Origin of the sequence: Citrobacter amalonaticus, from assembly GCF_018252635.1 — a bacterium.
Taxonomy (GTDB): Bacteria; Pseudomonadota; Gammaproteobacteria; order Enterobacterales; family Enterobacteriaceae; genus Citrobacter_A; species Citrobacter_A amalonaticus_E.
On sequence record NZ_JAGTXM010000002.1, the window covers coordinates 538,550 to 562,852 of the forward strand.

23 protein-coding genes are annotated in these 24,303 nt (G+C 53.6%); 5 read left to right on the top strand and 18 right to left on the bottom strand.

What is annotated here, in order from left to right; translation table 11 throughout:
* The gene (locus KE671_RS07035; RefSeq protein WP_206162320.1) at positions 1–1,437 is read left to right on the top strand and encodes an SDR family oxidoreductase; all 1,437 of its coding nucleotides are present in this window, start codon (positions 1–3) and stop codon (positions 1,435–1,437) included.
* Positions 1,438–1,529: 92 nt separating this feature from the next.
* On the top strand, positions 1,530–2,543 hold the full coding sequence (locus KE671_RS07040; RefSeq protein ID WP_206162321.1) for an NAD-dependent epimerase/dehydratase family protein: 1,014 nt from the start codon (positions 1,530–1,532) through the stop codon (positions 2,541–2,543).
* A gap of 52 nt (positions 2,544–2,595) precedes the next feature.
* Here KE671_RS07040 and KE671_RS07045 read toward each other — a convergent pair whose 3' ends face one another.
* The 15 genes from KE671_RS07045 to gspC all read right to left on the bottom strand — a co-directional run bounded on the left by KE671_RS07045 (position 2,596) and on the right by gspC (position 18,994).
* Positions 2,596–4,431, bottom strand: coding sequence for a chitinase (locus tag KE671_RS07045; RefSeq protein ID WP_206162322.1), 1,836 nt, complete (start codon positions 4,429–4,431; stop codon positions 2,596–2,598).
* A gap of 143 nt (positions 4,432–4,574) precedes the next feature.
* A complete protein-coding gene (gene iagB, locus KE671_RS07050) occupies positions 4,575–5,024 on the bottom strand; it encodes a type III secretion system invasion protein IagB (RefSeq protein WP_206162323.1) in 450 nt (149 codons plus the stop codon).
* 130 nt (positions 5,025–5,154) lie between these two features.
* Positions 5,155–7,923 carry a glycosyl hydrolase family 18 protein gene (locus tag KE671_RS07055; RefSeq protein WP_206162324.1) on the bottom strand — a complete coding sequence of 923 codons (2,769 nt, stop codon included), beginning with the start codon at positions 7,921–7,923 and terminating at the stop codon, positions 5,155–5,157.
* Between the two features lie 250 nt (positions 7,924–8,173).
* Positions 8,174–8,980, bottom strand: a complete 807-nt coding sequence (locus KE671_RS07060; protein ID WP_206162325.1) for a prepilin peptidase — start codon at positions 8,978–8,980, stop codon at positions 8,174–8,176.
* Positions 8,977–9,462 (bottom strand): type II secretion system protein GspM, encoded by a 486-nt coding sequence (gspM, locus tag KE671_RS07065; RefSeq protein ID WP_206162326.1) that lies wholly within the window; start codon positions 9,460–9,462, stop codon positions 8,977–8,979. Before gspM ends, KE671_RS07060 begins: the two co-directional genes overlap by 4 nt.
* Positions 9,459–10,604 carry a type II secretion system protein GspL gene (gspL, locus tag KE671_RS07070; protein ID WP_206162777.1) on the bottom strand — a complete coding sequence of 382 codons (1,146 nt, stop codon included), beginning with the start codon at positions 10,602–10,604 and terminating at the stop codon, positions 9,459–9,461. Before gspL ends, gspM begins: the two co-directional genes overlap by 4 nt.
* Before the next feature lie 15 nt (positions 10,605–10,619).
* Entirely contained in the window at positions 10,620–11,645 is a 1,026-nt protein-coding gene (gene gspK, locus KE671_RS07075; protein ID WP_206162327.1) for a type II secretion system minor pseudopilin GspK, read from the bottom strand.
* Positions 11,642–12,319: a type II secretion system minor pseudopilin GspJ gene (gene gspJ, locus KE671_RS07080; RefSeq protein ID WP_206162328.1), complete on the bottom strand. Its 678-nt coding sequence runs from the start codon at positions 12,317–12,319 to the stop codon at positions 11,642–11,644. The genes gspK and gspJ overlap by 4 nt, the downstream gene beginning before the upstream one ends.
* Positions 12,312–12,695 (bottom strand): type II secretion system minor pseudopilin GspI, encoded by a 384-nt coding sequence (gene gspI / locus KE671_RS07085; RefSeq protein ID WP_206162329.1) that lies wholly within the window; start codon positions 12,693–12,695, stop codon positions 12,312–12,314. The genes gspJ and gspI overlap by 8 nt, the downstream gene beginning before the upstream one ends.
* The gene (locus KE671_RS07090; protein ID WP_206162330.1) at positions 12,688–13,173 is read right to left on the bottom strand and encodes a type II secretion system protein; all 486 of its coding nucleotides are present in this window, start codon (positions 13,171–13,173) and stop codon (positions 12,688–12,690) included. Before KE671_RS07090 ends, gspI begins: the two co-directional genes overlap by 8 nt.
* Positions 13,173–13,622, bottom strand: a complete 450-nt coding sequence (gspG, locus tag KE671_RS07095) for a type II secretion system major pseudopilin GspG (protein WP_206162331.1) — start codon at positions 13,620–13,622, stop codon at positions 13,173–13,175. Before gspG ends, KE671_RS07090 begins: the two co-directional genes overlap by 1 nt.
* Positions 13,623–13,624: 2 nt before the next feature.
* Positions 13,625–14,833 carry a type II secretion system inner membrane protein GspF gene (gspF, locus tag KE671_RS07100; RefSeq protein ID WP_206162332.1) on the bottom strand — a complete coding sequence of 403 codons (1,209 nt, stop codon included), beginning with the start codon at positions 14,831–14,833 and terminating at the stop codon, positions 13,625–13,627.
* A complete protein-coding gene (gene gspE, locus KE671_RS07105; protein WP_432759331.1) occupies positions 14,833–16,302 on the bottom strand; it encodes a type II secretion system ATPase GspE in 1,470 nt (489 codons plus the stop codon). The genes gspF and gspE overlap by 1 nt, the downstream gene beginning before the upstream one ends.
* 21 nt (positions 16,303–16,323) lie before the next feature.
* Entirely contained in the window at positions 16,324–18,249 is a 1,926-nt protein-coding gene (gspD, locus tag KE671_RS07110; protein WP_206162334.1) for a type II secretion system secretin GspD, read from the bottom strand.
* A 13-nt stretch (positions 18,250–18,262) separates the two neighbouring features.
* Positions 18,263–18,994 (bottom strand): type II secretion system protein GspC, encoded by a 732-nt coding sequence (gspC, locus tag KE671_RS07115; protein ID WP_206162778.1) that lies wholly within the window; start codon positions 18,992–18,994, stop codon positions 18,263–18,265.
* 301 nt (positions 18,995–19,295) lie between these two features.
* Between gspC and KE671_RS07120 the strand changes: the two genes are divergently transcribed.
* Together KE671_RS07120 and KE671_RS07125 are read left to right on the top strand one after the other, a co-directional pair.
* A complete protein-coding gene (locus KE671_RS07120; RefSeq protein WP_206162335.1) occupies positions 19,296–20,873 on the top strand; it encodes an ExeA family protein in 1,578 nt (525 codons plus the stop codon).
* Positions 20,873–21,490, top strand: coding sequence for a hypothetical protein (locus KE671_RS07125; protein ID WP_206162336.1), 618 nt, complete (start codon positions 20,873–20,875; stop codon positions 21,488–21,490). Before KE671_RS07120 ends, KE671_RS07125 begins: the two co-directional genes overlap by 1 nt.
* A gap of 17 nt (positions 21,491–21,507) precedes the next feature.
* On the opposite strand, the gene KE671_RS07130 is transcribed toward KE671_RS07125, so the two are convergent.
* From KE671_RS07130 to KE671_RS07140, 3 genes are all read right to left on the bottom strand, one after another.
* Positions 21,508–22,131 carry a helix-turn-helix domain-containing protein gene (locus tag KE671_RS07130; protein ID WP_206162337.1) on the bottom strand — a complete coding sequence of 208 codons (624 nt, stop codon included), beginning with the start codon at positions 22,129–22,131 and terminating at the stop codon, positions 21,508–21,510.
* Between the two features lie 258 nt (positions 22,132–22,389).
* Entirely contained in the window at positions 22,390–23,220 is an 831-nt protein-coding gene (locus KE671_RS07135; protein WP_206162338.1) for an N-acetylmuramoyl-L-alanine amidase, read from the bottom strand.
* Positions 23,217–23,540 carry a heavy metal-binding domain-containing protein gene (locus tag KE671_RS07140; protein ID WP_042320310.1) on the bottom strand — a complete coding sequence of 108 codons (324 nt, stop codon included), beginning with the start codon at positions 23,538–23,540 and terminating at the stop codon, positions 23,217–23,219. The genes KE671_RS07135 and KE671_RS07140 overlap by 4 nt, the downstream gene beginning before the upstream one ends.
* 128 nt (positions 23,541–23,668) lie before the next feature.
* On the opposite strand from KE671_RS07140, the gene KE671_RS07145 reads away from it, so the two are divergent.
* Positions 23,669–24,184 (top strand): lipoprotein, encoded by a 516-nt coding sequence (locus KE671_RS07145; RefSeq protein WP_206162339.1) that lies wholly within the window; start codon positions 23,669–23,671, stop codon positions 24,182–24,184.
* The last annotated feature ends 119 nt before the right edge of the window (positions 24,185–24,303 follow it).

Sequence of the window (24,303 nt, forward strand, 5' to 3'; positions counted from 1 at the left end):
GTGCCGCAACGCATCGTAGTTCTTGGCGCCAGTGGGTACATTGGTCAGCATCTGGTGCAGGCGCTCAGCCAGCAAGGGCATCAGGTACTGGCGGCGGCACGTCGCATTGAGCGACTGGAAAAACAGCGGCTGCCCAACGTCAGCTGTCATAAGGTCGATCTGAACTGGCCGACAACGCTCCCTTCCCTGCTGGTCGATGTCGACACTGTCTATTATCTGGTCCATGGCATGGGAGAAGGCGGCGATTTTATTGCGCACGAGCGTCAGGTCGCGCTTAACGTGCGTGACGCCCTGCGTGAAACGCCGGTCGGACAACTGATTTTTCTCAGCTCTTTGCAGGCACCGGAACACGAACAATCCGATCACCTGCGGGCACGGCAGGTAACCGCCGATACCTTGCGCGAGTCTGGCGTACCGGTGACGGAACTACGCGCCGGGATCATCGTCGGAGCCGGTTCCGCCGCTTTTGAAGTGATGCGTGACATGGTCTATAACCTGCCGGTGCTAACCCCGCCGCGCTGGGTGCGTTCGCGCACCACGCCCATCGCACTGGAAAACCTACTGCATTACCTGGTGGCGTTACTGGATCACCCATCCCGTGAGCATCGAATCTTTGAAGCCGCCGGGCCACAGGTGCTGAGTTACCAACAGCAGTTTGAACATTTCATGGCGGTCAGCGGCAAGCATCGCTGGCTTATCCCCATCCCCTTTCCCACCAGTTGGATTTCCGTCTGGTTCCTGAACGTCATCACTTCGGTGCCGCCGACCACCGCGAAAGCGTTAATACAGGGCCTCAGACACGATCTGCTGGCCGATGACAGCGAACTGCGGGCGTTGCTCCCCCAAAAGCTGATCGCCTTTGATGATGCCGTACGCAGCACGCTGAAGGAAGAGGAGAAACTGGTGAACTCCAGCGACTGGGGCTACGACGCACAGGCGTTTGCCCGCTGGCGACCTGAGTACGGTTTTTTCGCCAAACAGGCCGGTTTTACCGTAAAGACATCCGCCAGCTTGCCGGCATTATGGCGGGTAGTGAACCGTCTCGGTGGCAAAGAGGGCTATTTCTTTGGCAATGCTTTATGGAAGATCCGCGCCGCGCTGGATCGGTTAGTTGGCCATCGGTTGGCAAAAGGTCGGCCTGAACACGAAATGCTTCAACCAGGCGATACCGTAGACAGCTGGAAAGTGATTATCGTCGAGCCGGAAAAACAGCTCACGCTGTTGTTTGGCATGAAGGCACCAGGACTGGGACGGCTGAGCTTCACCCTTGAAGATAAGGGTGATCATCGCGAGATTGACGTGCGCGCCTGGTGGCATCCGCACGGTATGCCAGGGCTTTTCTACTGGCTGCTGATGATCCCGGCGCACCTGTTTATTTTCCGGGGGATGGCAAAGAAAATTGCCAGACTTGCAGAACAAATCACAGTTAAATCGTAAAAACTTGCTGTATTGTTTCACGTTTCCCATTGCATACCGACGTAATTCACGGAAGAATGCGCACGACGTTTTATTAAACACAGTGGACTGATATGAAGGTACTGGTTACCGGCGCAACCAGCGGCTTAGGACGAAACGCGGTTGAGTTTTTGCGCAACAAAGGCATCAGCGTCAGAGCGACCGGTCGCAACGAAGCGATGGGGAAACTGCTCGAAAAAATGGGCGCGGAGTTTGTGCATGCGGATCTGACCGAACTGGTCTCTTCGCAGGCGAAAGTCATGCTTGCCGGCATCGACACGCTGTGGCACTGCTCCAGTTTCACTTCTCCGTGGGGAACGCAGGAAGCCTTTGATCTGGCAAACGTTCGGGCGACCCGCCGTCTCGGCGAATGGGCCGTCGCCTGGGGCGTGCGTAACGTTGTCCATATCTCCTCTCCGTCGCTTTACTTCGATTATCACCATCACCGTGATATCAAAGAAGATTTTCGTCCACACCGCTTTGCCAACGAATTTGCCCGCAGCAAAGCCGCCGGAGAAGAGGTCATCAGTCTGCTGGCCCAGGCGAATCCGCAGACCCGTTTTACGGTGCTGCGCCCACAGAGCCTGTTTGGCCCACACGACAAAGTGTTTATCCCCCGTCTGGCGCACATGATGCACCACTATGGCAGCGTGCTGTTGCCGCACGGCGGCAGCGCGATGGTCGATATGACCTACTATGAGAACGCCATCCATGCGATGTGGCTGGCGAGCCAGGAACAGTGCGACACTCTGCCGTCCGGTCGGGTGTACAACATCACTAACGGCGAGCCCAGAACCCTGCGCAGTATTGTGCAAAAGCTTATTGATGAACTGAATATCCACTGCCGGATCCGTTCTGTACCCTACCCGATGCTGGATATGATTGCCCGCAGCCTGGAGCACTTTGGCAATAAGTCGGCAAAAGAGCCGGCGTTAACCCACTACGGGGTATCAAAGCTGAATTTTGATTTCACGCTGGATATCAGCCGCGCGGAGAGCGAATTGGGGTATAAGCCGATCGTGACGCTGGATGACGGGATTATCCGCACGGCGGCATGGTTGCGGGATCACGGGAAATTACACCGTTAGGATTTTGCAGACAAAAACGGCAACCCGAAGGCTGCCGTTTTTGTTTGGCTGATTACAACGCCGTCCACGCATCCTGCCATGCAATACCTTTACCTGGCTCGTAATACGACGGCGCGTTGTTGCACCAGCCGCTGTACGGGTAAGGTTTGCACTGGAACAACTGACCACGGTTGTTCACGATATCGCCGGCTTTCCATTTGGTTTTGGAAGTCCAGGTCGGGTAAGTCCCGGTCTGGCCGCCGTCGGTTTGTTTCGCTTTCACGTTCAGCGTATAGCTGGTGTTGCTGCTCAGCTTGCCGTCGCTGACGGTCAGGTTGATCTGATACTGCGTCGCAGCGGCAGCCTCCGGTGCGTTGAAAGTGATCACCGATTTATCTTCACCACTGACCGTCTGACCATTCTGGGAAGTCCAGGTATAGGTCAGTTTGTCACCATCTTCGTCAGTCGAACCGGACGCGTTCAGAGACACGGATTTACCTGCTTCAACCGCCCCCACTGGACCTGCGATTTTCGCCACCGGCGCGTGGTTCACCGGCGCTGGGGTGTTATCTTCCGGCGTATTGTCGTCCGGTACTGACGGCGTGTTGTCCGGGGTGGTACCTTCGTCCGTCGGGTCGACAGGAGTCGGCGTCGGGGTTGGCGTTACGCTACCACCGTCGGAAGTCCCGTCATCACCCACCACGTTGACGTTGAAGAATTTCTTCACGCACTTGGTATAGTCGCCCTCTTTAAAGGCGCTGAACGGCGTCTGATAACCCACCAGCTGGCAAGAGTAGGTTTGGCCTGACGGTGTATCCGCGCTCCATCCCCAGTCCTGTTCCCAGTAGATCTTCAGCGCGCCCGCACCGCCTTCGTCGAACTGCTTCATGTTCGCGCAACCCAGCACTTCGTTCGCCGGAACCTGGACTTTCAGGTAGTTAGCAAACTCTTTGTAGTACTTAATACGGTTCTGCGACTGGGCAATCTCAGTCGGGCCGCCGCACTCCACACCGCCGTTGATGATCTGCGTGGTCACACCAAAGCCCGGCACCAGGCCGTTCGCTTTATCGTGATCGTTTGGCTGCCAGGTGCCGTCGATAACCTGCAGCATGCTCGGTTTCGGTGGCTGTGGGTAGGCGAAGAAGAAAATGGCGGACGCCAGGTTCAACCAGGTGTCAGCCACCAGTTCAGGTTTATCCAGCAGAACGCGAACGTCGCCGTACATCGCTTCAGAGAACGGGCCATAGTTGTAGTTATAGGAGAGCTGTTTCGCGCCACGACCAAAGTAGCTGACGAAATCGCCATCTTTGTCTTTACCGCACGGCCAGGTCTGACCCTGCCATACGTCCGGGTTACATTCGCCGTTATAGCCGCCCTTCTGGCCTTCGCTCCAGCCCATTTCACGCACATAGACCAGCGCCTGACGCCATTCGGCTTCCGGACGCCAGGATTCGTGACCGCCGGTTTCCTGGGCGAAGTGCGCGAACATGGTCGCCAAAGATTTACGGCAGATGGCGTCGCTGTTGCGACCATCGGTATAGGTCTGGCAGAGTGCCGGGAATTTACCGACCGCTTTCAGGAAATTGCTGTAGGTATATTCCGGGGCGCGCAGCGGGAAGAGGTAATCCCAGTCGCTGGCCTTAATAATCCCTTCTACGCGCTTCACGTTTTCCGGGTTAGAGGGGTTACCCGGCTCGATTTTTTCCACCAGGCTGTTGTCCAGCGTACGGATCGTCGCCTTCACTGACGCCATCAGGGGGAAGTTGGTCAGATCCTGCTCTTTCTTCTGCAGATCGCTGGCCTTAACGGTATAGGGTTCACTGCTGGCCTGTAGCGTCGTTGCCTGAGCCATAAAAGGTGCAACGCATGCGCCTGCGATAAGAACACTGAGTAATGTCCTTTTGTTCATTTCGATGGTCCTGTTAATAACATTAAGAGTCAATAAAAAGTTAATTTCATTTGCGGTTTATTTATTAATCCATTTAATAAATAAACCAGGTGCAGTTTTCACTTTATGAAGAACACTTTCTGATATTCTTCAAAAAATGAAAATCAATAATAACGTGTACGAGCAGTACGTTTAATTTTTTGATATTTATTCCAGACTTTACGCGCATAGATCATACGCAAAGAAAAATTTTCTTTTTTCAGCCCTGCGTTATAGGCCCCAACAGCTTCCCAGTTATAGCCATACACTTTAATCATATCAGAGAGTATCGATGCCCCAACCATAATCGAGGTGCAGGGTTCGGTAATTAACCGGTACTCATTAATGCCCTGTATTTTCAGCTCAGCAAAATGAGAGCTGTTAATCTGCATTAATCCTACATCGCGTGTTCCATCACGATTCTGTCCAATCGCATACGGGTTCATTCCGGACTCGACATTCGCAATGGCGTACAATAAATAAGGATCCACATGATAATAATGCGCGGCTTTATCCCAACAGTTGGCAAAGACGCTATGGCTAACTATCAATAACATTAAAAATAACGATTTCATTTTTAGTCCGGGTCTTTTTCATTGTCTCCTTACACGCTTATTGGCTGTTTCCTGGTTTACGGTCCACGTCCGAAGTGGGGCGTGGACCGTGATAGCGGGTAAAAAATTACCCGCATTGTTATCGCTTTAATTATTTACAGTCAGCAGCCGGACCTTTTTTCACCCATACATCGCTGTTGCCAGGTTTATCACCCTTCGTCCACCATTTTGCGGTGTAGGTGTAACCGTTATAGGTGGTGGTGTCGCCGCCGTTGTAGACCACGTCGGAGCGCCAGTTGAATTTCACCTGGCTTACCAGTTCCCATGCATCCACGCCGAAGCCCGGCTGGTTGCCCTGAGTCCAGTATTTCGCTTTCCAGACCAGGTTGTCGAAGCTGACGGTATTCCCCGCGTTGTACACCTTGCTTACGCTCCAGGCAGCATATTTGCTGGCGTTGGCGTCAACAGGCTTATCGCAGCTATTGGTGGCAGAACCTTCGTCAGACGGCGTGTTGCCTTCGTCAGAGGGGGTATTACCTTCGTCGGACGGCGTGTTGCCCTCGTCAGATGGGGTATTACCTTCGTCGGACGGCGTGTTGCCCTCGTCAGATGGGGTATTACCTTCGTCAGACGGCGTTTCCACCGCTTTAGGCGTTACCGTCACCTGGACGTTAGTCTGCACGCTGGTCTTGCCATCGCTTACCACTACGGTCAGCGTGTAAGTTGATTCCGTGTCCACGTCCGGCGCGGTGATGTTCAGGTTCGCGGTGTCTGCACCTGTCGCCTGCATATTCGCAGGAACGCTCCAGGAGTAGGTCAGCGCGTCGCCATCGGGATCGTTGGCCTGAGCGTGCAGAGAGTAGCTCTGGCCCGCTTCCAGCGTCACGGCTTCCATCTGGTTCACGACCGGCGCCTGGTTTGCTTTCGGCGCTTTGTTCACGACCTGGACGTCAGCAGTGCTGCTCAACCCTTTCGCGTCAGTGACCGTCAGGCGGAACGCCAGCGTCTGGTTACTGGTGACAGCGGCAACGTTGAAGGTCGCTTTCGCTTTGGTGCTGTTGGTGATGGTCACCGACGGGCCAGAGATCTGCGTCCACTTGTAGGTAATGGCATCGCCATCCGGATCGGTGGAGGCAGAACCATCCAGCGTTACGGTTGCCGGACCGGTCACGGACTGGTCAGTGGCGGTCGCCACCGGCGCATGGTTGGTCACCACCGGATCAACCGGTGCGGCACCACCGCTGGTCAGGCTTTCATTCATCGCGTTCAGAATGTCTCCGGTATCGGAGTCGATAGACCATGCAAACAGACCGCCCAGGTTTTTCGCCAGCACATACTGACCTTTCGCCGTTGCAGAACGCGCGTCTTCATAGGTGATCAGATCGCCGGTGGTTTTGTTAAACAGATACGGCGCTTCAGCGGTTGTATCATAGTTGTATTCCCAGCCCGCTTTGCCTTTGTACTCGTTGACGATCTGACGATAGTCAACCACGCCCGGTTCCCAGGTCCCTTTCACCATGCCCGTTGCCGTGCCAGTGAACGGGTTGTTATTGCTGTAACCGTGAACGCCGGTCCAGCCGCGACCATACATTGCCGTCCCCACGACGATTTTGCCTGGCTGTACACCCTGCGCCAGCAGCGCATTCACGCCGTTTTCGGTGGTGTAATTGGTATCCGGTTTGTTCGCCGGTGCACGCAGTGCCGCCTGGTGACCCAGATCGGTATTGCTCCAGCCGCCGTAGAAGTCGTAGCTCATCAGGAAGATGTGATCCATATACTGCTGGGCAGTGGTGTAATCCACGTCTTCAATTTTGTCGCTGCCGGAACCAATTGCTGAAGTCAGTTCAAAGGTACGACCGGTTTCGGCTGACAGTTCGTTCATCATAGTGCGCAGTTCGCGCATCAGTGCGGTATAGGTCTCTTTATCTTGCTGTGGGTTGCCCAGCGTTTCGTTCTGACCGCCGCCGCCCGGGAATTCCCAGTCGATATCCACGCCGTCGAAGAATTTCCAGGTCTTCAGGAAATCTTTAACGGAAGCCACGAAGCGATCGCGGATCGCTTTGTCATGCATTTTGAAGAACGGATCGGAGAGGGTCCAGCCACCGATAGACGGCAGCACTTTCAGCCCAGGATTGGCTTTCTTCATCGCCATCAACTGGCCGAAGTTACCTTTGTAGGGATCGTCCCAGTTGCTGACGCCACTCTGAGGTTTCTGCAGCGCGGCCCACGGGTCGTGAATCGCCACCTGGAAGTCCTGACGGCCCGCACAAGCACGTTTCAGCGCTTCGAAGCTGTTACCGCCTTCGATGGTTTTCAGGCTGTCGTTGATGCCGTCGCCGCCGCAGATTGGAATGAAGCCATACAGAATGTGGTTAAGGTTAGCTGCCGGGATTTTATCCACCGGGAAGTTACGGTCGTAAACACCCCACTCAGGGAAATAGGCGCCCACCACTTTATCGGTGTGCTTAGAGAGGGTTTTATTATTTTCCTGCATGGTGGTGTTGAGTGGCAGCAGATGGCTACCGTCGGTATCCGCGACGATAATCAGTTTGCTGGCGCTGGTGCTGCAGCCGCTGGCATTGCAGAGCTCAACCGTTTCCTGATAGCGACCGCCTTTCGTCACTTTAAAGGTTGCTGTGCCGGACATGCTACCTGCACCGGTCCAGACGGTTTTACCGTCGAGCAACACTTTTGCTGAAGTCGGCGCCGCGCCGCTCCAGACGTCCCACTGCACTTTAACATCGGCGCCGTCATGGACTTTGACGAGGCTGTTGTAAGCAGAAGCAGACTGATCAACTTCGACAATGGCAAATTTATCATTACCACTGGCGATAGTTGCTTTACCTGGCACTGCTGCGAACACCGGGCTTGCAGCCGCTGCAACGAAGAGTGCCAGATATTTAGGCTTCAGAAATTTCATTATTAGATCCTGATAATACGATTTGTGAAATTAAATACCCATGCTTTTCCATTAAACATGGACGAACGTTATTTACTGATAAATTAATCGTGAACGTTTCTGGTTCGCGAAAGACCCGTTTATTATTGCGCTGTACTTTCCTCCACTCATAAAACCTTCAACAAATCTTTTATTGCGCAGAGAAGAATACAGTGGGGAATTTCTTTTTTCCTTTCATTCCCCCGGTGAAAAAACTTTAAAAAAAACTTGACTACTTTATTAAAAAAGAGAAATGCATAATTTGTGCGATAAAAACACTCATTCCGGCTAACGCAAGATAGGGGCCAAAAGAAATAAGGTTATTTTTATTCGCAAAGGGCTTTAACAGGCAATGCATAATAATGCCGCCGAGCGCGGCAATCAGTAACAGGGACGGCAGCGCCTGCCAGCCACACCAGGCGCCCAGCGCCGCCAGCAGCTTAAAATCACCGTAGCCTAACCCTTCCCGGCCGGTCAGCAGGCGAAACGCCCAATAGACTGTCCAGAGAGAGAGATAACCGGCAACCGCGCCGTAAATCGCATCGGTCAGCGGTAGCGTCCGGAAAAGGGCATGGAACAACAGTCCCGCCCACAGCAACGGTTGGGTCAGACAGTCCGGCAACAGCATATGACGCGCGTCAATCACCACCAACGGCAGTAACAGACTCCACATCACCCACAGCGCGATCATCTCCGCAAACGACGGCGCCAGCGCCGCGCTGATTGCGAAAAAGAGTGCGCTAAATACTTCAACCAACAGCAGACGCAGCGGAATGGACGTGTGGCAATGGCAGCAGCGACCTCGCAATACGCACCAGCTAATAACAGGAATATTTTCCCAGGCACTTAACGCGTGATGACATTCCGGGCAGTGAGACGCGGGAAACAACAGATTGCCCGCCCCCTCTTCTTCCATCATGAGCGGCGGAATACGCTCTGCTACCACCCCCAGGAAACTGCCAATAATTGCGCCCAACGCGCCGCTCATGGTGCACAGAACAGGCAGATCCATCTGCTGCAGCAACATTAACGGATTCATGCACTTTTCGCCCAGCTCAACGTGATGTGCGCTTTCACATCATTCAGACGGTCCACAGGCGTCAGGGCCAGTTTTTCCAGGTGAATCCCGGACGCAAGATTCATTTCACGCAGCCAGTTCTGCAACGCGTAAATGTTGATGCGTTCCACCTCAAAGCTCAGCGACTGGCCGTCCTGACGGATGTCAGCCAGAGAGACATGCACAACTTTGGCACTTTCTTCCACGACAATGCGCGGATTCGGCGTATTAATTACTCTGGCCTGAAGATGATTTTTATCTATTTCCTTTCGCATCCAGGTGAGCGTCTGCTTTTGTTTAATTAAAACGGACTCACTGTTTTTAATGATATTATCAAGCGGCATCATAGCGCCGTAATAGACAAATGCGCAGCATAATACGCCACCGCAGAGTTTAAATATATTACGCTCACGAGAACTGTAATTCTGCCAGCGAGCTTTTAACTGGGCTATTTGTGCTTTCATTTATAACTCCCGGTGATAATGGCGGTATAAGGTGCGTCGCCAGAAACCGGCTGCATCGCAAATTCGAACGTTTCGGCGCTACGGGCAACAAAATCCTGTAACGATTGTTTGTCCATGGACTTAACGTTCAGCGTCAGCTGGTTTTGCGCTTCGTCATATTCCACATTATTGATCTCCAGCACCGGCAGCGATTGTTTAATCTGATTGAGCGCTTCCAGTTGCAGGAAGACGCCTTTTTTCGCCTTATTAATATTTTGCCCGACGAAGTACTTCAGGTTGGTCGTCTGACGCAGGCTCGGGAAATAGTGTTGCGCTACGGTGGTGATCTCCTGGCGAACTTCATTTTGCTGATGCGTTAACATCCACGCCATTCCGACACGCGGGCCAATCAGCAGGCCAATGCTGAGAAAAACCAGCCCTGCCATGACCGCTTTGGCATGCCGAAAACTCGTGCCGCTGGCATGGCATGTGGAGAATTCGCCATGCAGCAAATTGACGCGGCAGCGCTGCCATTGCGGCTGAATCAGCACCAGCGGATGCTGCCATGCCAGTTGTTCATCAATCTCCACACCCTCTGGCGCATCGCCGTAGCAGCACACGTCGCCAGCCCTGCTTTTATTGATCAACAGCGGCAGCAGAACCGCATCGGATTCGCCGGCGGAGCAAGGAGAAAAGCGCAGCCAGTAATTCTCTTCAAGACTGACCATCGTGCTGCCGCCGTCGCTGACCGGCAGCAGCCAGGCATCAGGCAGCGCCTGAATCACGTTAAGGTCCGCCTGCGTAAACAGCGCAAGCCAGTGGCGCAGGCGTTCGGCGTCGATCGCCACGGCGTCCACTTCAGCCCCTTTTTTGTTCAGCACCGTCCAGTGCAGCGTGTCTACCTCTCCCAGCAGCGTCTCTTCCGCCATCCACGAAAACTGTGCCGTCTGAGCAGAAACCCCTTTCTTCGGCAGAGAAAAATGACGAAAGATCGTCTCGCTTGCAGGCAGCAACAGACACACCTGCTGAGAAAGCGGGTGGCTGGAAAGTTCTTTCAGCGCACTCCAGCCTGCCAGATATTCCACCCGATCGTTACCGGATTCACACCACCAAATTTTGCCGTCCTCGCGGGTATCGGGACGAATAAAAAGCACTTTTTTCATCATATTTGACTTATCTTATTCAACCATTCGGTAACGGCGTTGCCAGGTCACGACCTTGCCCGCTTCACTGTCAACGTGAAGCTGGCTGACGACGCGCAGCGTTAAATCATCGGTATTGCCGGTTGTTTCAACCCGAAAATAGCGACTGTTGACCGCAATCCTGTCCTGAACCTGCGCCAGGAGCTCTTTGGTCTGCGGGTAGTTGCTCTCCAGCACTTTGCTGAACGCCTCCAGCGATTCCCACCCCTCTTCCGGGCGTGAATCGATCAGGCGCGCAGCGTCATCCGTGTTTAACACGCCGGTAAAAACCGCCGCCAGCAGCGGCGCCTGTTCGCGCGTTAAGGTATTCACATCCACCGTGCCGTCTGTGTCCGGCTGGGCGCACAGCAGCTTACTGGCCTTCGGCCAGGCCGCCTGCGGAAAGGCAGGCAGCAGTCTGATTTCGCTAATGGTACGCATCATCTGGTTCGCCGGACCGCGGGCGGGCGTGACGCTCGCCCAGGCATCAGCCTCCTGACCCTGTTTCGCCGTCACGTCATCGGCATCGAGGTAATCCACCAGTTGCTGATAGATCTCTTCTGCCGCCAGCGTACCAACGCCGCTTTCCGTCAGCAGTTGTTCGATAATCTGCTCTTTGACCGGTTTTTCCGGTAGCGCAGCGGCATTCGCCGGGGCCGCGGTCGTGGGCGCCGCGTCAACCGCCAGCAGGCTGTTGACGTTAAAGCAGGTCCGGGCATCCTCCACCTGGCTCACTACGGTGTAGTTATCGCCTTGCGTTTCCAGCGGTTGTGCCCAGTCGCCAGACGGCGACAGCCCTGCCCCTTCTGAACTGGCCGCTTTTTGCAGCACGTTTTCCAGTACTTTCTGCTGACGGGCAATGGCCCAGCGCAGCGTCTGCTGACTGACCTGATAGTGTGTCTTTTGCAGATGTCGGCAAAACTGCTGACTGATTTTCGCCGCCAGGGCGGACATCATCACCAGCAGAATCAACACCACCAAAAGCGCCACGCCGCGCTCTTTTCGCGCGGTTTTGCCGCTCATGAACTCACTCCTTGCTGTGCTGCCGTATCGGGCTGCGGGTTTGCTGCCGGCTGCGCCGCGTTCCCCGCCGCCGGCGCCGGATCGGCGCTCGCCTCTTTCGGCGCGGCCTTAATCTCCGGCATATCGCCGGGCGTCATAAAGACCCAACGCCAGGTCTCCCCGTTTTCCATGGTCAGATTTAACTCAACCCCATCCGGCTGATGCGCGATATCGGTCCACGAATCCTGCCAGCCTTCGTGCCAGAAACGCCATTTCATCGCTTTCACATCACTCAGAATTGGCACTTCTTCCGGCTGTACACTGGCGGGACCGTCGATGGCCGCCCAGACATTGCGCCACAGGCGCTTATCCTTTAACGTCCAGCGCACCCGCTCGAGCTGTACCTGGCCGCTGATCCCGTTCAGGGTGGTCAGTTCCAGACCATTCTGCTGCTGGACGAACACCTCGCCGTTGTTGCGCGGCGCACGCGCCTGCAACTGATAAAAATCCCTTGAGAGCAGGTTGTAGGTGCGCTGAAGCGCCGTCACTTTCGTTGCGGATTCATCGCTGGCTGAAGACGTGCGCATCGCGCCGTCCAGAATTTGCCAGGCGAGAATGCTGATCACGGCAAAAATGGCCAGCGCAATCATGATCTCCAGCAGGGTAAACCCCTGCTGACGCTGGACCTTATTCACGATTCACCTCCGGTTCGGCGAGCTGAAGTGCCACCACCGGTTGTGCATCGCTCCCTTCGCTGTACACCCGTACCTCATCGGCGAAGGTATTGCCGTCGGTTTTGACGCGCTGGATGTGCCATGTCCAGGTCTGCCCGCCCATCGTTTCCGTGCCGACCTGTTCGGCATCCGGAAAATCGGCCTGCGCCAGTTGTGCTTCCGCCAGCTGATTTTCCGCCACCCAACCAGCCTGCAATGTTGCCGACAGACCATGGGTAAAGCGCACATTCAGGGTGACAGAGTTCATCAGTGCCAGCGCCGCAGTGGAGAAAATCACCAGCGCCACCATCACTTCCAGCAGGGTCATCCCCTGCTCTTTGGTTTTGCGTTTAGTCATCGTTTTCCACCACCACGGGCACGGCGCCCTGCGACGTCACGTGAAAGCGCTGTTTTTTATCCAGACTTTCTAGGCTGAGCGTGAAACGGCTCAGTTCACCGTCCGGCAAAAAAAGGATTTGCGGTTCATCATCCAGCGTGGCCGCCAGCGTCCGCGGCGAGAGGGAGAGATGCATATCCTCAGGAAAAACGCCACGCGTAGCGATACGCCCGGCCTTTAATAGCCTCCAGTGACGATCTCCGTTATTTCCAGCCGGTGTCACCAGCGCAAATTCAGAAGAGGTCATGACCAGTCCGACAATATTCCCGTCCATCACCGCGCGATCGGAACCATATTCAACGAGAGATTTTAACTGCTGACCAAATGTATCTGCGCCGCTGCGTGATGGAATGGTCGTCACCACCATCATGGCGCTCAGAGCAAATATCACTAACGCCACGATAATTTCCAGCAGGGTAAATCCACGTTGCTTATTCATTACTTATCTTTTTTATCAAAAGACCAGTTGCTGATATCGTCGGCGGTATTGGCTTCAGAATCCGGACCGGCTGAGAAAATATCGACCGCGCCATGTTCACCTGGGCTTACCAAAATATAGTCATTACCCCATGGGTCCTGCGGCAGGCGGCGAATATAGCCATCATCGCGGTATCCTTTCGGGATCGGCGCGATTTCGGGTTTGGTCACCAGCGCCTGCAATCCCTGCTCAGTGGTCGGATAGCGATGGTTATCAAGTTTGTACATATCCAGCGAACCTTCCAGCGCCACAATATCGCTGGTCGCTTTCTGAATATCGGCTTTTTCTTTGTTGCCCATTAAATTAGGCACCACCATACTGGCCAGCACGCCGAGAATAACGATTACCACCATTAATTCGAGCAGCGTGAACCCCGCCTGACGTTTCAGGCTATTTTTTTTCAAAGACATGATTAACCCACCATATTATTAAGTTGAAGCAGCGGTTGTAATATTGACAGAACAATGAATAAAACAACGGTTGCCATTGTGACTACCAGTGCCGGTTCAAATACCGACAGCGTTAAGGTAATTCGATGCTGTAAAGCAGATTCCTGGTTTTCCGCCGCGCGATCCATCAATGCGCCCAGCTCACCGCTCTCCTCCCCGGACGCCACCATATAAAGCATGGTGGGTGGGAAGATTTTCGCCTGTTCCAGTGCGTTGTAGAGTGAAGCCCCCTGGCGCACGGTATCCGCCGCCTGCTCCAGCACCTGCCGGGCGTAGAGGTTTTCAATCCCGTCCATGGCGATATACATCCCTTCCAGCAAAGGCACGCTACTGGCCTGCAAAATACTGAGCGTGCGGATGTAGCGCGCGCTGTTGATCGCACAGACCAGTTTTTTCAACGGAGACTGAAGCAACAGCCAGCGGTGATAAACAAATCGGTTTTTCTCTTTTTTCAGCCAGACCTTAAAGCCCGCCGATGCGGCGAACAGACCGCCGGCGATAAAGATGCCCCAGGCCTGTAAAAAATCGCTCACCGCAATCAGTGTGCGGGTGGTCATTGGCAGTTCCTGTTTCATGTGCGTGAACTGGTCAATAACCTGCGGCACAACCGCCACCAGCAGAATTGAGATCACGGCGATCGCCACCACCGTCAGGGTGATCGGATACACCATCGCCTGAGTGAGCTTGCTTTTCATTTTTTGGCGCTGTTCGTTGTACTCGGCGAGCTTCTCCAGCACGCCGCCGAGATGACCGGTCTTTTCACCGGCCATCACCAGCGTGCAGTAGAGCTTGTCGAAGCTGCGCGGAAACTGGCTGAAGGCATCGAACAACGTGTGGCCTTCCACCACCTTGTCGCGAATTTCGGTCACCATCGTCGCCAGCGTTTTATCTTCCGTCTGCTTAGCGATCGCTTTTAGCGCACTTTCGAGCGGCAACGCGGCGTTCACCAGCGTTGCGAGCTGACGGGTGAACATCGACAGAACCGGTATCGACAGCTTCGCCCCTTTACGGGCGTTTTTTCCCACCGTCGGTTCACGGGTCGCTGTGATATTCACTGGCATCAGCTTCTGTTCGCGCAGCATCTGGCGCACCTGCTTTGGCCCCTCGGCTTGTAGAGTGCCGCGCTGGTTTTTCCCGGCGGCGTCCATGGCGGACCACGCATACCAGGCCATTACGCATCTCCTCCACGTTCAGCGGTGACACGCATCACCTCTTCCAGTGAAGTCACACCAGAAATAACCTTCAGCAGACCGTTTTCGCGCAGGCTGTAAGCCTGTTTGAAAAGCTGCGTTTCAATGGACATCTCATCTTTGTCTTCATGGATCGCCCGACGCATGGCGCTGTCGACCACTAAAAATTCATGGATGCCGGCGCGTCCCTGGTAGCCGCTCTGGCGGCACTGCTCACACCCTACCGCGCGATAAATCGCTTTCGGCGGCGTTTCCATAAAGGTGAACAGCGCTTTTTCATTGTCATCCAGCGGACTGGTCGTACGGCAGTGCGGACACAGCCGACGCACCAGACGCTGGGCAATGACGCCAAGCAGCGACGAACCGATTAAAAATGATTCCAGCCCCATATCGCGCAGACGGGTAATCGCCCCTGCCGCGCTGTTGGTGTGCAGTGTGGACATCACCAGGTGACCGGTGAGCGAGGCTTGTACCGCAATTTGCGCGGTTTCGCCGTCACGAATTTCCCCGATCATCACCACATCCGGGTCCTGACGCAGAATAGCGCGCAGTCCGCGGGCAAAGGTCATGTCCACGCGTGGGTTAACCTGAGTCTGCCCCACCCCTTCCAGCTCGTATTCAATAGGATCTTCTACGGTCAGAATGTTGCGCTCATGTCCGTTAAGGGCCGACAGTAGCGCATACAGCGTGGTGCTTTTCCCCGAACCGGTCGGGCCGGTGACGAGGATAATGCCGTGCGGACGTTCTATCAGTCCCTTTAACTTCACCAGCTCTTCGTCGATCAGTCCGAGCTTATTGATATCCGGCTTGAGATTACTTTTGTCCAGCAGACGCATTACCACCCGTTCGCCATACTGGGAGGGAATGGTAGAGACACGAACGTCAATCGCCTTACGCCCAATGCGCAGCGAGATACGACCGTCCTGGGGAAGACGTTTTTCTGCGATGTCGAGTTTGGACATCACTTTAATACGCGACACCAGCAGCGGCGCAAGCTTGCGGGCCGGCTGCAGCACCGGGCGCAGCACGCCATCAACGCGAAAACGAATGCTCAGCGTGCGTTCAAAGGTCTCAATATGAATATCGGACGCCCCCTCTTTCACCGCTTCGCCCATAATGGCGTTGATCAGGCGGATAACCGGTGAGTTTTCGTCGTTATCAAGCAAATCCTCGTTATCGGGAATTTCCTCGGTTAAGGCCATCAGATCGATATCGGCGTCCATGTCGTCCACCAGCTGCTGCGAGACGCCGCTGTTCTGCTGCCAGATTTTGGTCAACATCTCGTCAAAGGCTTCCGCTGTCAGTATCACCGGCACAAAGGCGCGCCCCAGTACGCGGCGCATTTCCAGCAGGGCGTAAGCCTGCGCATCTTCGCGCACATACACCTCATCGTTGTAAAACAGCACACCGTTTCCTTTCGCCCAGGTACTGGTGTTGAGCGTGTTATTCATCTCCGTCATGTCGCCCCCGACTTACTGTTTAAACGGGTTGCGGGACGACACCGGCGCGCTGGCGCTCACCGGCGCGGCGCGGCTCTGGGACGGAAAGGCTGGCAGCATCGGCGAATCGGCATTCTCCACGATACCCAGCTTGTGCTCTTCCATACGCTGCTGTTGACGCGCCTGGATCTGATCATATTTTTCTTTCGACGCCGCGCTGTAGTTGTCGTCATCACGCAGCACGGTGGTGTGGATAAACACCATCAGGTTACGCTTGGCGCTGTCCTGCGAGGTATAGCGGAACAACTGGCCCACCAGTGGAATATCCCCCAGCAATGGCACTTTCGAAACCGACTGCTTGGTCACGTTTTCCATCAGGCCGCCGAGGACCACCGTCTGGCCACTGTGCACCATCACTTCGTTGTTGATGGTGCGGGTGTTGAAAGTCGGCCCCAGGCTGGCATCAGCGGTAGAGGTATTATCAACGCTGGAGACTTCCTGTTCGATCTTCAGATGGATCATGTCGCCATCGTTAATCTGCGGAACGATTTTCAGCTTGGTACCGACGGTTTTACGCTCCACCGAGTTGAAAACGTTGTCGCCGCTGGTGGTCTGCGAACCGGAGAGCACCGGCACATCCTGACCGACGTTAAACGACGCTTCTTTGTTATCCAGCGTCACCACGCTTGGGGTCGAAAGAATGTCGTTTTTACCGTTGGTGGACAGCGCCGTCATCAGCGCGCCAAAGTCGCCGTTAAAGAAGCCGGTCGCCAGACCCGTATAGCTGCCAATAACTTTTGATTTCTTGATCTGACTGATCGGCAGACCGGTAGAACCGAACTGCACGCCGCCGTGTTTACCGGTCCACTGCACGCCCAGATCCAGGCCGTTACCGTCCTGAACTTCGGCGATGATCGCTTCCACCAGTACCTGCGGACGGCGGATATCGAGCTTGTCGATCACTTTTTCCAGCGAATTCATGACGTTTGGCTGCGCGGAGATCACCAGTGAGTTGGTGGCCTCGTCGGCTGTGATATTCAGATCGTTCGCCATCGGGGCAGCTTTACTCTTACCGCCGCCCACTTTCTCTTTCAACTGCTCGCCAATCCCCGTCAGCACTGGCACCACTTTGCTGGCGTTAGCGTATTTCAGGTAGAAGACGCGGGTATTGCCCTCGTTGTTCTGCTCACGATCGAGCTGGGAGATCAGCATACGGGTGCGCTGACGCGCGTCCGGACTGCCACTGATCACCAGGCTGTTGGTTTCATCATCAGCCACTACTTTAGTCGCCAGCTGCGGCGCGTTTTGCCCTTTTTGCTCTTCATTGTTGAGGTTATTCAACATATCCGAGAGATCTTTGGCTGACGCAAAACGCAGTGGCACGATTTCACGGCGCTGGACGCCGCTCTGATCCACGCGCTGCACCAGATCCACCAGGCGGTTGACCACTGACGCTTTGCCGGTCAACAGCAGCACGTTAGACGGTTCGAAATGCACTACGTTGCCGATGCCGGATGCGTCGTTCAACTGACGCAACAGCGGTGCCAGTTCGCGTACCGGAACGTTTTCCATCCGCACAACGCGGGTAATAATTTCGTCACCTTTACCTGGATTTTTACTGTCGGCAATCGGCGCGCCCGACATACGGGCGACCGAGGAGCGCACGACTTTCACCATGCCGTTATCCATCGGAATAACTGACAGACCGTAAAGATCAAGTACGCTCAGGAAGAACTGGTAATATTCCTCTTCCGTAAGCACATTGTAAGTACGAACTGATACTGTGCCCTGGACAGAAGGATCGACCAGAATGGTTTTATTCAGATTCTGGCTGACCGTATCGATAAATTCGCGGACATCAGTATTTTTAAAACTAGCGCTAAAGTTCGCCGCAAACAGCGAACCGGAATAGAACGACAATGCGGTCAGCGCCACGCACGCCCATGGAAATTTCTTCATGTCTGTACACTTATTAATTGTTTAGAACATTGACCCGAACATTTTCAAGGTGAGCGTGACGCCGAATAACGACATCCGCCTCTTTCATTTTTGACCAGCGGGCAATAATTTCTTTTGCCTGCGCCTCTTTAGTCATATCACTATCGTCAACCTTAACCACCACATCCCCTTTTTCCAGGCCCGAATGGCTGTAAAAAGGCGACGCATTGCGTGGATTAATGTTGTAACCTTCCAGTTGGCCTTTTTCGATTAATGGTTTTAACACCAGATAATCATCCAGATGCAGATTTTCAGCACCAGCATCTTTTGTTGATTTCGTTACCGGGCCGCTGTCAACGCCACCCTTAAAATAATCCGGATTCTTTAATGCCAGAGTCTGCAATGTTCCGTCATAATTAACGACGACCCTGTCTTGTTTAATTGACTCTATATAGGCATCGTCAAATCCATTGAGTTTTTCCCCTTCCCGATAGCTCATTTGCCCGCTCTGGGTTTTGATTACCGCAAAGGACATCCATGCGTCATCACTGCTAATGATGCCTTCAATTTCAGCGGACAATGGTTTTTTCACGGCAGTTGGTTGGTTTTGTTGGCGCACTGCTGCGGTGAACAGCACAAATGGCTTTTCACCCCTGCGTTGTTTCAGTGGGGTTGCCTCCGCACGAGCCAGCTTTTTTGCTACTTTTTGATAATCTTTAATGATCACATACCCTTGCTGGCTGCAAAAAATAAGCAACACAAACATAATAAAGGGCGTTCTCCAGCGGGATAGAAATGAGAAGCTCATTATTCATCTGGCCTTTTGCAAAACGAAATTAAGCAGCATCGTGCTGCGCCAATACAGGAGGCAAATAATAATTACCGATGACCCAATCGACCATCAGCTTCACCATTAACTTTAGTAAACAAAAATATTGACACGAGAAAAATCTCATGGCAGGAAAATTCGACAGGATATTTTTACTCAGTACGCAAATTGATCCATTATGTAACTTAACTTACTTTTTCGTCCCAGTGCTAATCCAGTAAAGAGACGGTAAGTCGATATGTACAAGAGTCATTTTAATTTTAATCAGCTGCCCTTCAAAAAAGTCACCCGAGCCGCGGGCGATTTTTTTGTTCCTTATCATCAGGATATTTTTAACCTGCTGAAAGAGAAAACCCAGCAGACCGGAATTACCGGGCTCTTTTGTAACGACGCCCCCTTGCTTTGCCAGTTTAGCGATGCGTTGCAAACCACCCACCGTGACGTGCTTTCTCTTAATGCTTTCCCGAAACTGAGTGCCAGTAGCCTGCTGTACAAACTCAATCCGGGGAGTAAAGAGAGTAAAAGCCGTCTTCAGGCCGTTGATGCCGTGCTGAACCGTTGGCAGGAAGCTTTCCCTTCCCGTAAAGAGAAGCATAAAGTGCTGGTGATTTCCCAGATGCAAGCGATGAAAGAGAACTGTCGCGACGTGTTGGGATTGTTAATGAGCCGTGCACAAGAGATTGGTTTTCCCTTAGCGATTGTGCTGATGGGGTCCGCCGACCAGGAGACGGTACTGATGAAGCAGTCCGGTCTTCAGGGGTACGTTCATACCCATCATCAGGTACGTTCTCTTACCTGTCGTGAAATGCTGAATTATGTGCAGAACCAGTGTGATGAACAGGGTTGCGAAATCTCGCCATTCTCACCCGCTCGCGTGCGCAAAATGCACGCGCTGACGAAGGGCGATATCAGTCAATTCAATGAGCTGGCTCACCTGTCAATGCTGGCGGCATGGACAGAACGCGCCGCGTGCGTTGGCGCCCGTCATTTACGCCTCGCCGCCGGTGAGATCCTGCCCGCAAAAAAACACGGTAAGCGCCTGGCTACCGTGGGATTATTTGCGTCAGTCCTCTTCGCCGCCTGTGGCTGGTATATGACCTCTGCAATCAATGCCAGACTCCCCGCCCCCCTTCCCGTGCCGGCAAGCTGGAAACAGTCACAATCGACGGCACAGAGACCAACGGTACCGGTAATTGATAACGAAATGGTTAATCAACCCAGCGCCATGCACCAGTTGTATGTGATGTGGGGTTACGACGCCTCGGCGGAAGATGCCCTGTGTCAGAACGCCGCAAAGGTGAATCTGATGTGTAAACAGGGAAATGCGCCGCTGGATGAACTGGCGCGTGAGGGTTATCCGTGGGTCAGTGAAATGAAAACCGGCGATCATCTCAATTATGCTGTGGTTGCCAGGGTTGGCAACGACTCGCTGGATCTGCTGATGAATAACCGTACGTGGCAGGTGAGCAGAGAATGGTTTAACCAGCATGCGACCGGGAATTACACGCAATTGCATCGTTTGACTCCCGCTGGCAAAGACGTCATTAGCACCGAAAGCGGCGCCAGGGATCTGAGCTGGATGGATCAACAACTCAGCCTGGCGTTGAATCTGCCGGAAACCCACTCTCAGGTGTGGACAGCGGAGATGATGCAACGCACCCGCGAATTCCAGCAGAAAATGAATCTGCATGTGGATGGCATTGCAGGTGAAGATACCCTGATGCAGTTAATGCGTGAAACTAAAACCACGCCAAGCGTGCTCATTCAGTCCGCGAATACATCTGCAAATACACCTGTGCAGGAGAAACATTCATAATGTCGATGATTAATTTAGCTGCTCAACGCAGCTATACCCTTAACGAGCCGGTCTGGTTTTCCTGGCGGCGCCCCTCGTTGAAAAAGATTCTTTGCGTCTCGCTGCTGTGGATCGTCGGGATGGTCATGATGTTGACCGCAGGACTTTACGCCCATATATACTGGAATCTGCGCCATCCGGCCCCGGATCCGATAAAAACGAGCGCCGCTAAAGCGGAAACGCAGCTTTCTGATATGCATTACGTCTATATCAGCAAACCGTTTCCGCACCCGGAGCCCAGTCCGGAGCCAGTGCAAAAAGCGATGCCGCCGCTGCAGGAAATGCCGATGAATACCGACGATGCCGACTGGCAGCAGGCGCCGGATGGTGAAATGTCGCACGATATGTCACGGGATACCTTACCGGGCACCGGGCGAAATATAACCTCAGAAACGGAAGAGCCGGATACCGGGCAGGCAACCGATAACGGCGCAATAAAAGCGTTATTAATGCAGGCATTGAAAGAACAAGAAAGCGATTATTCGCAGGGGAAAGTGCCCGCGCCTCCCGTCGATGAAACCGTGGCAGGAACGCAGGCTAATAATTCTGTAAGAAGAGGTCACTCCCCGTTTAGTTAAAAAGGGAGTGGAAGTTGTTAGTATTTTTCCGGTAGTGACGACAAATACAGCAGGCGACCTTTATCAACCTGAATGTAATTTCCTTTTTTCAGGTCGGCGAGTATTTTAATAATGGTACTGCGTGCCAGGCTGGTATATTCCTGAATATAGTCGTAGATATTAATATCGCGCTGATGGTGCACCATCAGTTCGTTGATTTCCAGCAAGAACTCGCGAACAATCGAGTAGGCGCTGCGGGCAACCAGCACTTCGTCACGCTTGCTGAGCAGGCAGACGTACCAGGAGAGGACTTTGCTCAGGGCTTCCCAGAGGTTTTTTTCGTTCATCAGACAGATAAAATCCTCTTTTTTAATGGTTCGCACGACGGTATTGCCGCGAACCAGGCCGTACATATGCGTTGCATTGTAATAAAGCGAGGACAAGCCGAAAATACTTTTATTCTGTATGGTGAACATGCACAGCTCATCGGATTTACGGCGGAATTCAACTTCACCGCTTACGATAATGTGAATAACTTCGCTGTTTTCTGTACTGATGCGCTGCCATTTACGTAAGGTTTTTTCTTCAAATCCTTCAGTGGCTGCAATAATCGCGTCGAGTTCTTCTTGCGGACGAATATTTTTACTGTAGATGCTTAACATAGTGATACCCATTCAGAGATTAAATTGAAGAATATAAACGTGTGTAATCACAGCGCATAAATGCGCAGTCCATTTAAAAAATAAACAATAAGGCAGAGACGCTAACGCGTATAATTTTTATCTAATCGCGCTGACTATTTGTCCAACACGTTTGCGAGTAATTTCGACTGAGAAAAGCTTAAAACATTTACGGCGTGAATGTGATCGAAAGAAAGTCCAAAACGGGACTATGAAAAGGGTGTCGGGCGATCCGGAGGATCACCCCTGTCCGTAGCGTTCTAGCAACGCCTCAGCGATAGCCAGCGTTTCGCTATCGGCTACGCCATCCCAGCGGTGAGGACGGAAGTGCATCTGAAAGGCAGTGATGACGCGCTTTTGCTGCGCAGGCGTCATGTTTTCTGTCACCTCGTAACCATATCGCGACAGCAGATCGAGCAACACTTTCGGCTCCACGGCCCTATCGCGCGGTTTGCCATTCAGGTAAAACGCCACACGTGCCGGATCGGGCCAGGCACCGATCCCCTGCTCAGCCAGCGCTCGCCAGGGAAACAGCGGGCCGGGATCATCTTTACGCTGTGGAGCGATATCCGCATGGGCAACCACGTTCTGTGGCTTAATGTCATAACGGGCGATAATGTCTTTCGCCAGCGGAATCAGCGCCTGAATCTGTGAGGGTTCAAACGGGGCAAAATATTTATCACCTGCCGATTTTTGCCAGCCACGATTTTCCAGCTCGATACCGATCGAGGTGTCGTTGATGCGCGTCGCACCGCGCCAGAAGCTGATGCCGGCATGCCACGCCAGATCCTGTTCCGGCACCAGTTGCCAGATACGCGGTTTACCACTATGCAACGGCGGCACCGCCGGGATCAGGTAATGCGCGCTGACGTTTTTATCCGTCAGCGTCGCCAGCGAGCTATCGAAGTCATCTGCCGTATAGTGGATCACCAACACTTTAATGCGTGGATATGCCGCCTGCGCCTGATGACGGGTATCGAGCTGGTAGCCTTCTCTGTCTATAATCCCTTTTTCACCTGCGCACCCCGTTAACAATAGTGCCAGGGCCACCAGCCACAGCCATGTCTTCATCGGCGGGTTTTCACCGCTGTTCCACTCACGCTGACCATCAGCATGCTACTGTCTTTGCCGACCGTTTCATAATCGATATCAATGCCGACCACCGCGTCAGCGCCCAGCGCTTTCGCCTGCTCGCCCAGTTCTGCGAAAGCAATTTCACGCGCTTTGCGTAACTCTTTTTCGTAAGCGCCTGAACGACCGCCGACGATGTCGCGGATACCAGCAAAAAAGTCCCGAAAGATATTCGCGCCCAGAATGGCTTCGCCTGTGACCACACCGCAGTATTCCACGATGCTTTGTCCTTCAAGCGTGGGAGTTGTCGAAAATTGCATGATGTCTCTCCTGGTTACATTCAGCACATTATCAGCGCCATACACTATCATTGAAAGGATATAATTGATTATCGTAGATGACTGTTATCTTAGAAGACTCATGGCAGAACGCTTATAAGGAAATCACTATGCGCTATTCAAAACTCTCCCTGCTCCTCCCTTGCGCGCTGCTGCTCAGCGCCTGCACCACCGTCACGCCAGCCTACAAAGACAACGGGCCGCGAGCGGGAACCTGTGTGGATGGCGGCCCGGACAGTGTGGCTCAACAATTCTATGACTATCGTATCCAGCACCGCAGTAATGATATCACCGCCCTGCGCCCTTACCTGAGCGACAACCTGGCGAAACTGCTGTCGGACGCCAGTCGTGACAATGCACATCGTCAACTGATGAATAGCGATCCGTTCTCCAGTCGCGCAACGCCGCCGGACAGCGCCAGCGTCGCCAGCGCCTCGACTATTCCGAATAGTGATGCACGCAATATTCCGCTGCGCGTTGCGCTGAAGCAAGGCGATCAAAACTGGCAGGATGAAGTGCTGATGATCCGCGAAGGTCAGTGCTGGGTCATTGATGACGTACGTTATCTCGGCGGCAGCGTGCATGCGCCAGCCGGTACGCTTCGTCAGTCGGTTGAAAACCGTTAATCGCGCCGCTTAACCGCGCTAAAAATCGTAACCCCCGTAAATTGTCCGGCATTCTGCATGGAATGCCGACAATTGTTCTTATCGCCCTTCCCCCTCGCTATTTTGTGCTATGTTTAAGG

Excerpts from the sequence above, each read along its gene's own strand:
- KE671_RS07125 (WP_206162336.1), top strand. The coding sequence starts at position 20,873 with ATGTCGATGATTAATTTAGCTGCTCAACGCAGCTATACCCTTAACGAG.
- KE671_RS07135 (WP_206162338.1), bottom strand. The coding sequence starts at position 23,220 with ATGAAGACATGGCTGTGGCTGGTGGCCCTGGCACTATTGTTAACGGGG.
- KE671_RS07130 (WP_206162337.1), bottom strand. The coding sequence starts at position 22,131 with ATGTTAAGCATCTACAGTAAAAATATTCGTCCGCAAGAAGAACTCGAC.
- gspD (WP_206162334.1), bottom strand. The coding sequence starts at position 18,249 with ATGAAGAAATTTCCATGGGCGTGCGTGGCGCTGACCGCATTGTCGTTC.
- gspM (WP_206162326.1), bottom strand. The coding sequence starts at position 9,462 with ATGAAAGCACAAATAGCCCAGTTAAAAGCTCGCTGGCAGAATTACAGT.
- KE671_RS07045 (WP_206162322.1), bottom strand. The coding sequence starts at position 4,431 with ATGAACAAAAGGACATTACTCAGTGTTCTTATCGCAGGCGCATGCGTT.
- KE671_RS07090 (WP_206162330.1), bottom strand. The coding sequence starts at position 13,173 with ATGAATAAGCAACGTGGATTTACCCTGCTGGAAATTATCGTGGCGTTA.
- gspG (WP_206162331.1), bottom strand. The coding sequence starts at position 13,622 with ATGTCTTTGAAAAAAAATAGCCTGAAACGTCAGGCGGGGTTCACGCTG.
- gspF (WP_206162332.1), bottom strand. The coding sequence starts at position 14,833 with ATGGCCTGGTATGCGTGGTCCGCCATGGACGCCGCCGGGAAAAACCAG.
- iagB (WP_206162323.1), bottom strand. The coding sequence starts at position 5,024 with ATGAAATCGTTATTTTTAATGTTATTGATAGTTAGCCATAGCGTCTTT.
- gspE (WP_432759331.1), bottom strand. The coding sequence starts at position 16,302 with ATGAATAACACGCTCAACACCAGTACCTGGGCGAAAGGAAACGGTGTG.
- KE671_RS07140 (WP_042320310.1), bottom strand. The coding sequence starts at position 23,540 with ATGCAATTTTCGACAACTCCCACGCTTGAAGGACAAAGCATCGTGGAA.
- gspK (WP_206162327.1), bottom strand. The coding sequence starts at position 11,645 with ATGAGCGGCAAAACCGCGCGAAAAGAGCGCGGCGTGGCGCTTTTGGTG.
- KE671_RS07120 (WP_206162335.1), top strand. The coding sequence starts at position 19,296 with ATGTACAAGAGTCATTTTAATTTTAATCAGCTGCCCTTCAAAAAAGTC.
- gspI (WP_206162329.1), bottom strand. The coding sequence starts at position 12,695 with ATGACTAAACGCAAAACCAAAGAGCAGGGGATGACCCTGCTGGAAGTG.
- gspL (WP_206162777.1), bottom strand. The coding sequence starts at position 10,604 with ATGAAAAAAGTGCTTTTTATTCGTCCCGATACCCGCGAGGACGGCAAA.
- KE671_RS07040 (WP_206162321.1), top strand. The coding sequence starts at position 1,530 with ATGAAGGTACTGGTTACCGGCGCAACCAGCGGCTTAGGACGAAACGCG.
- KE671_RS07055 (WP_206162324.1), bottom strand. The coding sequence starts at position 7,923 with ATGAAATTTCTGAAGCCTAAATATCTGGCACTCTTCGTTGCAGCGGCT.
- KE671_RS07060 (WP_206162325.1), bottom strand. The coding sequence starts at position 8,980 with ATGAATCCGTTAATGTTGCTGCAGCAGATGGATCTGCCTGTTCTGTGC.
- gspC (WP_206162778.1), bottom strand. The coding sequence starts at position 18,994 with ATGTTTGTGTTGCTTATTTTTTGCAGCCAGCAAGGGTATGTGATCATT.
- KE671_RS07145 (WP_206162339.1), top strand. The coding sequence starts at position 23,669 with ATGCGCTATTCAAAACTCTCCCTGCTCCTCCCTTGCGCGCTGCTGCTC.